Raw genomic sequence first — 14,258 nt, forward strand, 5'->3', positions numbered from 1 at the left:
TTAATTATCTGAGGTTATTCGTTTAAAACTAATTAGGTCACCCTCCTTAATCTGGTGCTTAGCGCAAAAGCCCGCTACTACTTCAACCACATATTTGGCTGGTTTAACTGAAGGAATACCTTCTTCTGAGAAACGCTTTGTGCGCTGATGAATCTTCACTATTTCGTACTGCGTATTGACATACAAAATATCGAGTGAAATATGCGTATTCTTCATCCAGAAGGATTGTGGCTCTTGGCGTTCCATGATGAACAGCATGCCCTGTTCCTCGTCCATGGTGTAACGGTGCATCAGCCCCATAGCCCGTTCATTATCATCTTTGGCCAGCTCAATATCAATAGTGACCAGCGGTTTATCGAGCCCCTCACGAAAGAAAGAGAGTGTACCTTCCTTTTTAAATGCATACGGTCCTGCAGCCTTATAATCCTGTCTATTTTGTATGCACGACCTGAAGTTGAGCGCAATCACCGCTAATGCAATACCAAGTATAATAGTCAAGGGCAGTCGTTTAGTCCTCTTAGTTTTTAGTTTGTTCACTTTCATCCTTTAAAATAACTCTGTTAGCAGCATCAACCTTAAAATTCTAACTCTCCGTTGAAATTTTACTAACAATCATTCTGTTCTTTGCTGACGATTAAGATAAACAATTCTGTTAACAGACTAATCAACCTTATACTCTTTTAGCCTAATACGCAATTAATCTACTCTTGTGAAAAGTAATTACTCTGAAAGAGATGGTGTATCGGTGAATACATGAGCAGCCTTATCACCCTCCAGCATCACCCGGGTTTTGGGCAGGCTCTGTGGATAGTTTCTCTGTATAAACTCAATCATTTTTTCGCGGATAAAAACTCTCAAATCCCAGGCTGTTGGGGAATTTTTGGCACTCACCAGAATTCGAATTTCAAGGGTTGACTGTTTGGCATCGGTGACCTGCAGCACATTCACCTTTTTATCCCAAAGTTCGGTGCTTTCCAACAGTCGTGTTAATTCTGTGCGGAGCGCATCAAAGGAAATCGTATAGTCGGTATAGATAAACACGCTGCCAATGATGTCGGCCGTGGTGCGCGTCCAGTTCTGAAAAGGTTTTTCAAGGAAATAGGTAGAGGGCAACACCAGGCGGCGCTTATCCCAGATGCGCACCACAATGTAAGTGAGGTTGATCTCCTCAATCCACCCCCATTCGTTCTCTACCAGCACCGCATCATCCACTCTGAAAGGCTGAGTGATGGCAATTTGAATTCCGGCCAGCAAGGCACCTACAATCTTTTGCGCCGACAAACCAATGATGATACCCACCACACCAGCAGAAGCAAATATACCTATCCCAATCTCACGAATACTATCGATTGACATCAATATCAAACCCAATCCAATCAGGAGAATCAGGAAGACGATGACCTTTTCGAGCAGGTTAATCTGCGTATGCAGCTTGCGCGATTTAAGGTTATCTTCCTGGGTAATATCAAAACGCCTAAGCAGGTAAAACTTCAGTTTGCTAACCACTTCAATCAGCAGCCAGGTGGTACAGGCAATCAGCAATCCTTTTCTTATAATATTAAACCAGCTTAATTCCTGAAACGGTGCATCCCATAACTTTAACGAAGGATCGATGGCAATTAAGAACAATAATAAACAGATGCTGAAGATGAGTCGAAGGTGCTTTTTCATGTGTTATTCAATTTGGTTGTGAGCTATTGGTAATATCAATCTTTCAACAAAAACCTGAAGATACTAACTGACAATTATAATCCCTTCTTTATTAACCAGACAGGTTCATTTATGTTGACAAAAAGTGCCTGCACCAGTACATTTACCTATTGCAGATGACTCAACTAACACTTTAAAAACGCAGCTATGAAAATCAATAAAGCAAACATCCCGGTGGTAATGAATGACAATGGCACTGTATTGCGTTCGCAGAAACACTTTGGCGACCTGACCGCAACATATAATGAAATACCGGCGGGAACCGATTTTGGACCACTCTTGCATGGATTGAAAAACAACCATTGCCATTGCACGCATTATGGTACTGTGCTCGATGGGGCAATACGCATCAGCTATGATAATGGTAACGAGGAGCTCATCACCAGCGGCGACCTGTTTTATATTCCGGCCGGGCATACGGCTCGCGTAGAAAAGGATCTGAAAATTGTCATATTCAGCACCATTAAAGAACACAGCGAGGTAATTAACCATGTGGTAAAACAAATGGTAAGAATCTAAACAACTGTAAGATATTCTGGCTCAATAACCAGATTGACTTTTTTTTATATGCTTTTATGGAATCATCACTTTGTCTGCATCCTGATAGCAACAACTGATTATTCACATAATTGAAAAGCATATGAGATACCTCAACCTCCTGTTTGTATGGCTAACAATGACGAGCCTTTCGGCAAGTAATCTTGCAGAAAAAGACATTATAACAAAAGTCAATGAAGTCACTGTGTTTTTGAAAGGAGCACAGGTGAACCGCACTAAGTCCATCGAACTCAGCAAGGGCACGCAGCTGCTTCGCTTTTCGGGCCTATCGCCCTATATCGATGCCAAAAGCATACAAGTGAAAGCCAATGGCGCCCTGACCGTAATGTCCGTTAATCATCAGCAGAACTATCTGAACCAGCTAAAACACTCTGATGAAATCAAAAAACTGCAAACTCAGAAAAAAGAATTGGATGCACAACTACAGTTAATACATGCCTATCAGTCGGTGACACTTGAAGAGCTGGAGTTTTTAAAAGCTAACCGTTCGCTGGGCGGAAAAAACGAGCAACTGAGCCTGAGCAACCTGCAGCAAACATCTACCTATTATGGTAAGCGCCTGAAGGAGCTAAAACTACAAGAGATAGAACACAGTCAACAAATCAATTTGTTACAAACCGAGCTAACCAAGCTGGAGCACCAAATCAGAACGCTATCGGGCCAGAAAGAACACCCTAGCGGAGAGGTGCTGGTGAAGGTAGATGTTAAAACGCCTTGCAAAGCCCGTTTCGAGTTGTCATACCTGGTGAGTAATGCCGGCTGGTTCCCATCCTACGACATCAGGTCCAAAACCATTAGCGAGCCGGTGCAGCTCATCTATAAAGCCAATGTACAACAGGATACCAAAGTGGACTGGAACAATGTAAAGCTCACCTTTTCATCTTCTGACCCCAAAGCATCAGGAGTGGCCCCCGAATTGAAAACCTATTACCTGGATTACAACATGCTGCCACCCAACTACGAGATGGCAGTGAATGAGGTGAGCGGAAGGGTGTTGGACGATATGAACGAACCCTTGCCAGGCGTTAATGTGGTGGTAAAAGGCACTTCAATTGGCACAGTTACCAATATGGATGGCTACTACTCCATTACCATCCCCAACAATGCGGCCTATCTGGAGTATTCGTTTGTTGGCTTTGAGCAAAAAACGCTGCCCATCACCGGGGCTAACCTCAATGTTAAGCTAACACTTGATGCAGTTGGCCTGGACGAAGTAGTGGTGACAGGCTATGGAGGTGATATCAGCTCGGCTTTACAAGGACGTGCCGCAGGTGTAAGTGTGCGACCTAAAAAAGAGAAAAGTATAAAGATAAGAGGTACATCGAGCCTTGCTCTACCTACCAGACAGGTTAGAAACCAAACAACGGTTGATTTTCAGATAAAACAGACCTACACCATTCCTACGGATAATAAAAACTACACGGTGGATATGGATGCCTATGAGTTGGATGCCAGCTACCAATACTATTGCGTGCCTAAGATCGATCGCGATGCCTTTCTGATAGCCCGGATTACCGACTGGGAACAATACAACCTGCTGGAGGGAGAAGCGAACATATTTTTTGAGGATACTTACATTGGTAAAACCCTGCTGGATGTGCGCTATGCCAGCGATACACTCAACCTATCACTCGGCCGTGATAAGCAGGTGCTTGTTTCGCGTGAGACAGTTAAAAATTATACTACCAGGCAGTTTATTGGCAATAAAAAGCAGGACAGCAAAGCGTGGGAGACTACCATACGAAATAATAAGAACCAGACCATTAACCTGATTGTGTTAGACCAAATACCTGTATCGACCCTTGAGGAGATTGAAGTAAAAATAGACGAACTAAGCAAAGGACTGCTAAACAAGGATACCGGAGAAGTGAGCTGGGAGATGAGCATGGCACCAACTGAACAGACCAGACTCCAGCTTAAATACACGGTGAAGTATCCTAAATATCGTAACTTGGTGATTGAGTAAATTTTTTCAAAAAAAATTAGAAGGGTGTTTATGGAATTAAACCCAATGCGGCATCCTTATAGCGACAAATAATTTATAAAACCATTTAAACAGATAGTTATGAAACGTACAACCTACATTAGCCTGATGATTCTATTTATTGCCAATACCCTTGTGGCTCAAAACAGTAATCGCATCAAAGTAGAAGGGCAGGCACGCATAAGCGAGGTGCCTGAAGAAATCATTGTGTCAGTTGACCTGACGGTGAAGGACAGTCTTTATCAGGAATGCTTCAGCAAGGCCATGGAAAGCCTGAAAACACTGAAGCACACCTTTGAAAAGAATGGTATCGACCCAAAATTTATTAAATCCAAGGCCATATCAGTTAACGAGGCCTATGAGTGGCAGCAAAATAAACGCATTAAGTCGGGTTATGTGGCCAACATTTCTTTGGAAGTGAAGGACGCCTTTACTCAAAAGTTTTCGGATGCATTATTAAAGAGTCTGAATCGGGCTGATTTAAACATCAACTACCGCCTGGCATTTGGCTTCAGCGAAGCACAAAAAGAGAAATTAAAAGCAAAAGCTATTGAACTGGCTGTGGCCGATGCCCAACAAAAAGCAGAGATTATAGCCAATGCAGCAGGCGTAAAGCTAACAGGCATTGCCAATATCAATTACGGAGCCGATACACCTTCTTTCCGCCCAATGGATATGATGATGGATAAAGAAATGACACCTGCCATTACCAGAGCTGATAATTTTTCGGGTGTTGACCTGAACCCCAAAGAACAAGTGATTATAAGTGCCATTTACATGGAGTGGACATTTGCCGAGTAAGAAAAAAGGCTGTTCGCCAGGTAGCGAGCAGCCTTTCTCTCTTTCATGAGACGATTTCCTGATAAGCGTTATGCTTCCGTATTCTCACCCTCTGTATCTTTTCCTTCTTTTTCGCAACAAGCTTTCTTTTCAGCATCTGTGCATTCTTTAGCAGTGCTATCTTTTTCACAGCAAGCTTTCTTTTCAGCATCAGTACACTCTTTTGCTGTGCTGTCTTTTTCGCAACAAGCTTTTTCAGCTTCAGCTTCAACTGTTGCCTCAACAGTGGTTTCTACAGCTGCTTTGTCTTTAGCCTCTTCACCTTGTGCATTAGTTTTCATTCCACATGATGAAACCACCATTGCTGCTACTGCCAATACTACTAGAATTCTTTTCATGATTTTGATAGTTTGAGTTAATAAATGTATGTGAATGTAGTTTATATAAAACTCTGATTAAGATAGCTCTACTTATTACGGTATTATTACTAAAGGGTTACAATTATCTAAAAAAATACTTAATAATAAAAACAAACGCCTATATAAAACTGATAAACTGCCCGAATTTACATGATTTAGCTTTCAGATCAGCAACTATTCTGCCTTACTAAAAATGCAGCTTCAAATATAACAAAGGCGTAAAAGGAACGGCTTCAGGGTTGATGTACACTGTATTAAGCTGATCGAATGGAACACGATTAAACTGGTTATATTTGATATTATCAGCATCTGTTAGATTTAATACTGATAGACCTATTTCGCCATCAAATTTTGTTGATGCGAGTCTGTACACTAGCGATGCATCCAGTCGGTTGTAATCAGCCTCTGTATAGCTTTGATCGACATAGCTGTTATACAGAGGAAAGCCGGAACCGTATACATAGCTGGCTGATAGGTGGAAACGCCCGAGGTTAAGCAAGCCGGCCAGTTTTACTTCATGCCGCTGATCCTGAAATGCCCTTCGATACTCGTCTTTTTGATAAAACGGAAAATGATCTTCTGTTTTACTCAATGAATAGGAGGCCCATACCGAATGTCCTTTAAAATCTTTCTTAGCATAAAAATCTATACCATAAGAGCGGCTGTCGCCAATAAAAATATAGCTCTCCTGGCGGTAACGAATAAAGCGGGTTAAGCCATCATTGGTTTTGTAATAGGTATCAATGCTGAACAGAAAATTTTTAGGTGTGTAAGCCCCTCCCAGCACATAGTGCGTTGAACTGATTACGGGTACTTCATCATTATCGGCAATAGACCAGGAGTATCGATAGTTACCACTTGCATCTTCCACCGAGCTTTTAACTAAAAACTGATGATAGCGTCCCCACGAGGCATTCAGCTTAATATTACCCGATGCCCTGAATGACAGACTCAGGCGCGGATCGAAATACAACTTGTTAAGAAAAAAGGAATGATTCATGCGTAGGCCCGCTGTCATATACAAGCGCGAAGCCAGCTTAAGTTCATTCTGGGCATATATACTCAGGCGGTTGGCCCGTTCTGTGAGGTCGATGTAGCGTGTATCAAAAGTATCTTCATACAGCACCAAATCGTTATGCACGAAATCAAGACCCATTGTCAGGCTATTTCGCTCTCCCATCTGAAATCTATTTTCCCACTGAGCAGACAGTTCGCCCACATCATTTTGGTCCTGTTCATCAGCTCTCACTACTTTAAAGGTATTACGACGATTACTCACCTCGCGCAGCTGTGAATAGTGGGAATATAGGGCCGAATAACTGACTTTTAAATTAGATGAAAGACCATTCGCAAGTGTTTTACCATAAAAAAGTGTCGCACCCAACTGATGATTATCTTCCCGGGTTTGTTGCTCCCAGCTACTTCTATCCCGCTCTTGTGAGGCATTAACCAAGAAGTCATCATCAGCATAGAGCATACTCATGTATAACAGGTCGCCATTATCTCCCTGTAAAGAGTATTTGATGTTGAAATCGCGAAACTCATAATCAGGAATTGCGTCAATCTGACTATTAGAATTGTTGTTGCTTTTATAACTGACATCATCCTTATCAAACATGTTGTAGTAGGTTTGTCTGAAAGCCAGCATCAGAGATGATTTCCTGAACAACGGTACTTCAACCATACCATTGAGCGTCTGGTTATTGATGAACAAATTAACACCGGGCTTATTTAAATTACCATTCTTACCTGCAATATTAACAATGCCCCCCACCACATCATCATTGGGCACTCCATATCCACCTTTTTGAATCTCTATGCTTTTGGCCACATAAGGGTTTACGGCACTGATGTTGTCATTAAAATTTTTCAGCCCCCAAATGGTGAAACCATCAAACTTAACACGGCTGGTACCTTCGGGGCTGCCCCAAATAATCAGATCGTTGGGTTGCTCGCCAGCTGCCAGAATCCCCGGTTGTAAACGTAAGAGATTAAAAACCGAGTTATCACCGTTTCCGGGCAGGTAGTTGGCAATGTGGTGGTTCAGGCTTGTAAGGCCGGATGCTTCACCAATCTGTGTTGACTTCTCCACAATGTTATTGGTAATCACTACCTCTTTAATACCAAAAACCGATGGTTGTAATACAATGGTATGCTGCGCACCGGCCACCAAAACAGTATCAAGCATATAACATCCCAAGTGCGAGGCTGTTACTTCATATACACTATCCTCCTGAAAGTTGAAACTAAACATGCCTTTGATGTCTGTCACTGTCTGCTGATCATTGGCCCTGATATGCGAAAAGGGCAATGGCTCGCCCGTTTTTGCTTCAATAATTTTTCCTACCAGCGTAAAGCTTTTCAATGGCTTGGTTTGCTTTACCGGGTAGATGATATACACCTCCCTGCTTTTTTGATAATCCAGTGGCAGCCCTTTTAAAATAGCTGAGAGTGCTTCGTCAATACTGTTAAAGCTTTGCTTTATGGTTATTTTATAGTGTGAAAGCTGCTCATCGTTAAAGGAAAACTGCAGCTGGTAGGCCTCCCGCCATTCAATGAGTAGTTCATTCAGGGGCCTGGAATGGCAATCCACCTCAATAGTTTGTGAAAAAACTGCAGAGGTGGATAAAATCCAAGTAGATATAAAAAAAACAATAATTCGTTTCACGTAATCAACTTATGTCCAATGACGGCAAATGCCTTTATCAGTATACTATCTATTGACTTACCTTATAGCCATAACTTGTTTTTTCAAGCTTTAGTCCCATCGACAGGCATATCATGTTCATCACTTCATCGGCAGAACGGTTGCGAGAGAAGTTACCACTATACAAGTCATTCATTTGGCCCACTGTTTGGATGCGTACCCCGTACTGGCGCTCCACTTCTTCAAAAACAGTTTGAACAGGCGTTCCGGTAAAGAAGAACATATCGTTCATCCAGGAAATATTAGTTGCTGCGTCTTCCTCAACCTCACTTACCAAGCTACCATTTGACTGGATATAGGCCTGCATATTAGGGGTAATATCGGTTGATTCGCCACTAAGCACACTCACTACTCTCACTTTACCGGTATAGCAGGTTACTTTATACTCATTTTTGCGGGCATAAATATTAAAACTTGTGCCCAATACAATGGTTCGCCCAAGTGAAGAAACCACTTCAAATGATTGACCTTTTTGAACCTTAAAGAAGCCTTCGCCTTCAAACTGCACTTCACGATTGAAACGCCACCATAAAGGTTGGTACTTGACAACTGAACCTGCATTGAGTTCAATACTGGAACCATCTGGTAAAAGGGCGGTCAGGTGCTGACCCATAGGCGCACTCACTGTTTTGGTATACAAACGGAAGAATGCAGTTGTGGCTAATAACACCACCAGCAAAGCGGCCACGGTCATCAGTAACGGACGTAATGTTCTGACCTTTGCAGGCATGGTTTCAGGCTGCACTCTTTCGCTGGGCGATGCTTCCATAGTTGCCTCCAGCTCTTGCCACACATCATGCTTTGAACGCGAATAGGATGGTTCAAGCTCTGGCAACGACCTTAAAAAGTCTTCATCGTTGCGCCATTGGTCGTTATGTAACTGTTCGTTCTTCATTGTACTGCCAGTGCTTCTCTTAGAAATTGTAATGCGTGCTTCATCCGCTTTTCTACGGCCTTGATACTTAGTTCGAGCCGTTGGGCGATTTCATGGTACTTTAGTTCGTCGTTGCGGCTCATCAAAAATACCTCTCTTTGTTTTTCAGGCATCCGTCTAAGCGCCTTTTCATAGTTTGTTTTTAATTCTTCATAACTGACGGCCTCTTCGGGTGTTTGACTGCTGCTGTCGTCGGGTGGCCTGGCCCTGAACGATTGCTCCGTTTGGCTATGTCTGTACTTACTAACCAAAGCATCTTTTGCCATTTTGTAGAGTAATCCAACCAATTCCTCGGGTCGTTTATCTAATTGTTTCTCCCACAATTTAAGGAATACATCCTGAACAATGTCGGTTGCCAGTTCAGCATCACCACAGCGGTAATATAGGAAATTACGCAAGTGATCAAATTGCTCATCAAACAATCGTTTAAAATCTTCCCGTTTCAAAATAGTGATAATTGATGGTCTTTAGCTTAGCTAATTTACTACGAAAATATTGAATGTCATCATTGTGGTGAAAAAGCCGAAGAAGCACGTTTACTTCTTCGGTCTTTATACGGAATCGGGAAATTGATTATTGTCCGTTTTGATTTTGATTACGTTCTTGGCGGCGTTCACGCTTCCATTTACCTATTACAAACTGCTCAGAACCTTCGGCTGTGGTCATGGTAGCAATGTTGTCGCATTCGCCATCGCCGTAGTTTATGGTGGCAAACTGAACACCATTCTTGTATAAAGCTACCTCACCTGCAACAATCCAGCGGCAGCCACCTTTTTTAATCAGTCGGTTGGTGATTTCACGACGATAGCTGTTACCATCAGAATCCACGCATTCAACATTACCCGTGATTTCAAATACATCATCAGTCGGGTCGAAAGGTGTAGCCATACCAGCTGACCAAACGCGTTCGTACTCAGCATAGCGGTCAATGGTTGTTCCGTCTTCCAATGTGAAAGTTAAGTCACGTACAATGGTCACTTTCATTTCATCAATCAGGAAGGTTTTTACAATGGTTCCTGAAATACCAACCCCATCAACACTGAAATCCTGGAATGTGATGGTTCGGGTAGCTCCATTCACCAATCGCGAATCGGTTTGCACAATAACAATCACACCCGCAATGATACGTCCATTGGCCAGTTCAATGCCATCGCCGTAATCGAGTGTGATGGTGCGTGGCCAGCCGCCTTCTTCCTTTTCAATCAGAATACTGGGGCAAACACCCAGTTTATAACGCTCGCGGAAACGGTTGCGTGTTTGATCGCCACCTGCTTTAAGACTTGCATCTCCCTCTACCGCCATGGCTACTTCTGCAGCTTCATCGGTACCGGTAAACAGGTCAACTTCAAATTCGGCTGCTTCGGCCACATCATCCAGGGCCGCTTCGGTGGTCACAACCGATTCAGTAGTGGATTTCAGATCCACATCAGCCATTGGCATATCGTCAATAATACTGTCGTTTTTATCGCAAGCTGCCAGGGCCGCCATAACTGCTAATGATAATAATACCTTTTTCATAACTTCTTTTTTTATGTGATTAGTTAATTTCTTAGTCTGAAGAGCTGTCAGCGTTCCGTTTGAATCCTGTTTAAAACGCTCTTACACTGACATACCGCATTAGAAGGAAACTACCCTACCAATAATTTGAAGTTTTTTTGAAAAAAAATTTTAAGCATCAGTGCTTATGGATGATACAAACATATTTTCCCTAATTTTACCTCAGATATAAACCATCACTTGGCACCTCAAACACATATAACGCACGACTGGAAAACCCGTGCCGGCTATGAGCAACTCTTTAATATGCATTATAGTCGTATGGTGGCCTATGCCTTTAATTTTCTGAAAGAGCAGGAGGCTTCGGAGGAAGTTTGCCAGGAGGTGTTTTTTCAATTGTGGATCAACAGAGACAAAACAGAGATTAAAACAGCCATCAGCTCCTACTTGTACCGGGCTGTGCGTAACCGTTGTATTAATTTGATTAAGCACATTGCTATACGCGAAACCTACAAGCAGTATAACAGTGAGCAAATCGAAAAAAGTGATAATGATTTCACCGATACACTCACTGTTAGTGAATTAGACCAGAAAATAAGAAGTGCCATTGACCAAATGCCCCTTCAGCGCAAGAAAATATTTATCATGAGTCGTTATGAGGAGATGACTTATAAGGAGATTGCCGATAAAATGGGATTATCAAAAAAAACGATAGAAAACCAAATGGGCAAGGCCCTGCAATACCTGCGGGAAGAGCTCAAGGATTATTTGCCTTTACTGCTCATCTTTTTTCAACAAATCATCAATGGCAAATAGGGTTATGGAACTAATAAAATGTCATATTAATAAGCTAAATGAAAGGCAAGGTCAGATTGCTTAAACTATATGCAGAATGAACCAACACATATCACCATCGACCTGTTAACCAGGTTTCTGCTTGGCGAGGTATCGCATGATGAGCAGCTGATGGTCATCAAGTGGCTGGAGGATAACCCGGCCAACCAGTCTGCGTTTGACCAATTGGAAGCTACATGGCTAAAGAGTGGTGAGCTAAATCCTGCCCCACTGCCGGTTGATGTGCCTAATGCCTGGAACACCCTTGAAAAACGCCTTGATGAGCATGACCAGAAGAAAACCATACGTCGCTTTCTGAATCCGGCAATTTATGCGGCCGCCTCCATTGCGCTGATTGTTTTACTGTTTAACATCTTCAAGCAGGAAGCTGATGTGCATCAACCATTTATTGTCAGCAATCAAACCACCACAAGCAAAACCGACACTCTGCCTGATGGCTCCATCGTAACGCTTAACCAGGGCAGCCAACTAAGTTACCTGAGCCAGGCTGAGGACATGCACCGCCATATGGAACTGCAAGGCGAAGCCTTTTTTGATGTGGTACGCGATACCCTTCGGCCATTTATTGTGAAAGCTGGTATGGGTGGCATCCGGGTGCTGGGAACACGTTTTAATGTAAAAGTCACCAATTCAAGCAATGTAACGGTAGATGTGGAGTCGGGCTTGGTGGAACTGTTCTACCCTGTTGTATCATCAGGCGATACTTTGCGTTTAGAGCTGAAAGCCGGTGAGCGCGGCATCCTCTCGCATACGCAACAAAACCTAAGAAGTACAACATCGACACCTTCTTCACTCTTTTGGAAAGATAGAACCCTGCTGTTTAAAAACAAGCCCCTGCAAGAGGTTTTTAAAGTACTGGAGCAAAGCTACGACGTGCACATAAATTGTAACGATAACAACATAAATCTGACCAACCTGACCGCTACTTTTAAAGATAAAGAGGTACACGAGGTGCTGGATGTGATAGCCGCTACCTTTGATATTGTCTACGAACAACAAGGTCAGACCTACCGAATATACAAAGCTCAAAAATGAAGCAATTCCTTTTCAGCCTCCTAATATGGTTTATACCTCTGGTTATAACGGGTCAAAACTATCTGGAAATGCCTGTCACAATGCAGTTGCAGGATGAGCCTTTAGCACAGGTTTTAACTGAACTGGAGAGCCAGCTAGATTTCAATTTTTCGTATGAGGCACAGCTATTTGATGCGAATCGACGGGTAAGCATTCATGCCAACAAAAGCCCATTGAAAAAGGTACTAAAATCCACACTTGGCAATAGATACAACTTTAAAGTAGTTGGCACGCATGTGATTATCCAAAGAACTCTGGCACCACTTGATAAGCGAGCCGATAAATTTAGCTTTTCGGGGCAGGTGGTAGGACCGGATAACCAACCCCTTGAAAATGCCATTGTATACGAAGCCAACCGCCAGCAGGCTACTTTCACCAGTACGGATGGCTACTACCAACTGAACTTTCGGGATAAGGAGCACCCTGTGGCTTTAAGCATCAGCCACATTGGTTTTCGCGACACGGTTATTTATGTGAGTAAAGGGCAGATGCAGCAAGTACGCATCATTCCCTTACCCGAACAACGGATACTGCCCAGTAACTTTAGTCCGATGGAAACGCGCAGTACTACTACTCTGTTCGGCCAGCATCAATTAACAGGCATAAGCGATATTGGTCTGGCTAAATTTATGGTGAATGACGAAGCCCTGTACGTTTCCAACAACCTAAACGTGTTCAACTGGCAACGAGCGCAGGTATCGCTTCTGCCCTATGTGGGTACCAACGATTTAATGAACGGCTTAACAACCAATAATGCTTCATTTAATGTTATTGCAGGCTATACAGCCCAAATAGAAGGCGTTGAGTTTGGGGCAGTCTCCAACTTTATTCAAAACAGTGTTTATGGATTTCAGGCTGGAGGCATTAGTAATGTCGTTGGTAAGCACGTGAGTGGGCTTCAGGCAGCGGGTATTACCAATGTTGTACTGGGTAATATGGAAGGTGGCCAGGCCAGTGGCGTTATCAACCGTGTTAAAGGGCACCACAACGGTATAATGGCAGCGGGTGTTATCAACATCACCGAAGGCAATAACCACTATCCATCATCCAAAGGCATAAACGCGCAGGTATCGGGACTGACGAACCTTCACCTCAAAGACACAGCCAACCTGCAGATTTCATCAGTATGGAATCAAGCCGAACACATCAATGGCGCTCAGATAAGCGCCCTGGTCAACTACACCAAAAAACTAAACGGCGTGCAAATTGGTATTGTTAATATTGCCGACACGCTTGAAACCGGTGTCCCCATTGGTTTAATCAACATTGTGAAATATGGCTACCATGCCATCGAGTTTTCAACCAACGAGCTCTTCCGCTATAATGTAGCGTTTAAAACAGGTGGCAATCATCTGTATAGTTTTTTAAACGCGAGCTTTGATAACTACATCGGTGCGGGCTATGGATTTGGCTACATCACCAACTATAATCGTAAAACATCATTTAATATAGACGTTTATGGGGCGGCCCTAATGGACCCCAATGCAGAAACAAATTCATACATGGGTACACTATACCGTGCACAACTAGGAATTAATTACCTTGTATTTAAACACTTTACCATTTCGACTGGTCCGGCTTTTAACTTCTTTACCTTGTTTAAAGATACAGGCAGCGAGCCCCCTGCCGAATTGAACAGGCCTTCGGGGATGTATTATGGCGGCTATTTTCTTGAGAAAGCCATCAGTACTCAATCGAATCAACACTGGATTGGCTGGCATATGAGTGTCAGGTTTTAAA

Annotated in this window: 13 protein-coding genes; 6 read left to right on the plus strand and 7 right to left on the minus strand. The window is 42.9% G+C overall.

Annotation, left to right across the window (positions count from 1 at the left end):
- The gene (locus tag KDU71_RS16860) at positions 1 to 498 is read right to left on the minus strand and encodes a DUF192 domain-containing protein (RefSeq protein ID WP_212192267.1); all 498 of its coding nucleotides are present in this window, start codon (positions 496 to 498) and stop codon (positions 1 to 3) included.
- Positions 499 to 720: 222 nt separating this feature from the next.
- Positions 721 to 1,671 carry a mechanosensitive ion channel family protein gene (locus tag KDU71_RS16865; RefSeq protein ID WP_212192268.1) on the minus strand — a complete coding sequence of 317 codons (951 nt, stop codon included), beginning with the start codon at positions 1,669 to 1,671 and terminating at the stop codon, positions 721 to 723.
- A gap of 186 nt (positions 1,672 to 1,857) precedes the next feature.
- Here KDU71_RS16865 and KDU71_RS16870 point away from each other — a divergent pair, with 186 nt between their 5' ends.
- The 3 genes from KDU71_RS16870 to KDU71_RS16880 all read left to right on the plus strand — a co-directional run bounded on the left by KDU71_RS16870 (position 1,858) and on the right by KDU71_RS16880 (position 5,053).
- The gene (locus KDU71_RS16870) at positions 1,858 to 2,229 is read left to right on the plus strand and encodes a cupin domain-containing protein (protein WP_212192269.1); all 372 of its coding nucleotides are present in this window, start codon (positions 1,858 to 1,860) and stop codon (positions 2,227 to 2,229) included.
- A gap of 121 nt (positions 2,230 to 2,350) precedes the next feature.
- Positions 2,351 to 4,234, plus strand: a complete 1,884-nt coding sequence (locus KDU71_RS16875) for a DUF4139 domain-containing protein (protein ID WP_212192270.1) — start codon at positions 2,351 to 2,353, stop codon at positions 4,232 to 4,234.
- Between the two features lie 99 nt (positions 4,235 to 4,333).
- Positions 4,334 to 5,053, plus strand: coding sequence for an SIMPL domain-containing protein (locus KDU71_RS16880; RefSeq protein WP_212192271.1), 720 nt, complete (start codon positions 4,334 to 4,336; stop codon positions 5,051 to 5,053).
- A 68-nt stretch (positions 5,054 to 5,121) separates the two neighbouring features.
- Here the strand turns inward: KDU71_RS16880 and KDU71_RS16885 are convergent, their stop codons facing one another.
- From KDU71_RS16885 to KDU71_RS16905, 5 genes are all read right to left on the minus strand, one after another.
- On the minus strand, positions 5,122 to 5,430 hold the full coding sequence (locus KDU71_RS16885; RefSeq protein WP_212192272.1) for a hypothetical protein: 309 nt from the start codon (positions 5,428 to 5,430) through the stop codon (positions 5,122 to 5,124).
- Between the two features lie 208 nt (positions 5,431 to 5,638).
- Positions 5,639 to 8,119: a TonB-dependent receptor gene (locus tag KDU71_RS23315; protein WP_317195172.1), complete on the minus strand. Its 2,481-nt coding sequence runs from the start codon at positions 8,117 to 8,119 to the stop codon at positions 5,639 to 5,641.
- Positions 8,120 to 8,168: 49 nt separating this feature from the next.
- Positions 8,169 to 9,053, minus strand: coding sequence for a FecR family protein (locus tag KDU71_RS16895; RefSeq protein WP_212192273.1), 885 nt, complete (start codon positions 9,051 to 9,053; stop codon positions 8,169 to 8,171).
- Positions 9,050 to 9,538, minus strand: a complete 489-nt coding sequence (locus KDU71_RS16900) for an RNA polymerase sigma-70 factor (RefSeq protein ID WP_212192274.1) — start codon at positions 9,536 to 9,538, stop codon at positions 9,050 to 9,052. The genes KDU71_RS16895 and KDU71_RS16900 overlap by 4 nt, the downstream gene beginning before the upstream one ends.
- Before the next feature lie 127 nt (positions 9,539 to 9,665).
- On the minus strand, positions 9,666 to 10,610 hold the full coding sequence (locus KDU71_RS16905) for a hypothetical protein (RefSeq protein WP_212192275.1): 945 nt from the start codon (positions 10,608 to 10,610) through the stop codon (positions 9,666 to 9,668).
- Positions 10,611 to 10,829: 219 nt separating this feature from the next.
- Between KDU71_RS16905 and KDU71_RS16910 the strand changes: the two genes are divergently transcribed.
- From KDU71_RS16910 to KDU71_RS16920, 3 genes are all read left to right on the plus strand, one after another.
- Positions 10,830 to 11,405, plus strand: coding sequence for an RNA polymerase sigma-70 factor (locus KDU71_RS16910; RefSeq protein WP_212192276.1), 576 nt, complete (start codon positions 10,830 to 10,832; stop codon positions 11,403 to 11,405).
- A 69-nt stretch (positions 11,406 to 11,474) separates the two neighbouring features.
- Complete coding sequence (locus tag KDU71_RS16915) at positions 11,475 to 12,479, plus strand: FecR family protein (protein WP_212192277.1); 1,005 nt, start codon at positions 11,475 to 11,477, stop codon at positions 12,477 to 12,479.
- A 68-nt stretch (positions 12,480 to 12,547) separates the two neighbouring features.
- Entirely contained in the window at positions 12,548 to 14,257 is a 1,710-nt protein-coding gene (locus tag KDU71_RS16920; RefSeq protein WP_212192278.1) for a peptidase associated/transthyretin-like domain-containing protein, read from the plus strand.
- Position 14,258 lies beyond the last annotated feature (1 nt).

It is taken from the genome of Carboxylicivirga sediminis (assembly GCF_018156225.1).
In the GTDB taxonomy this organism is placed as follows: Bacteria; Bacteroidota; Bacteroidia; order Bacteroidales; family Marinilabiliaceae; genus Carboxylicivirga; species Carboxylicivirga sediminis.

Coding starts and splice junctions, on each gene's coding strand:
- KDU71_RS16865 (WP_212192268.1), bottom strand. CDS start 1,671: ATGAAAAAGCACCTTCGACTCATCTTCAGCATCTGTTTATTATTGTTC.
- KDU71_RS16870 (WP_212192269.1), top strand. CDS start 1,858: ATGAAAATCAATAAAGCAAACATCCCGGTGGTAATGAATGACAATGGC.
- KDU71_RS16875 (WP_212192270.1), top strand. CDS start 2,351: ATGAGATACCTCAACCTCCTGTTTGTATGGCTAACAATGACGAGCCTT.
- KDU71_RS16880 (WP_212192271.1), top strand. CDS start 4,334: ATGAAACGTACAACCTACATTAGCCTGATGATTCTATTTATTGCCAAT.
- KDU71_RS16885 (WP_212192272.1), bottom strand. CDS start 5,430: ATGAAAAGAATTCTAGTAGTATTGGCAGTAGCAGCAATGGTGGTTTCA.
- KDU71_RS16895 (WP_212192273.1), bottom strand. CDS start 9,053: ATGAAGAACGAACAGTTACATAACGACCAATGGCGCAACGATGAAGAC.
- KDU71_RS16905 (WP_212192275.1), bottom strand. CDS start 10,610: ATGAAAAAGGTATTATTATCATTAGCAGTTATGGCGGCCCTGGCAGCT.
- KDU71_RS16915 (WP_212192277.1), top strand. CDS start 11,475: ATGCAGAATGAACCAACACATATCACCATCGACCTGTTAACCAGGTTT.
- KDU71_RS16920 (WP_212192278.1), top strand. CDS start 12,548: ATGCCTGTCACAATGCAGTTGCAGGATGAGCCTTTAGCACAGGTTTTA.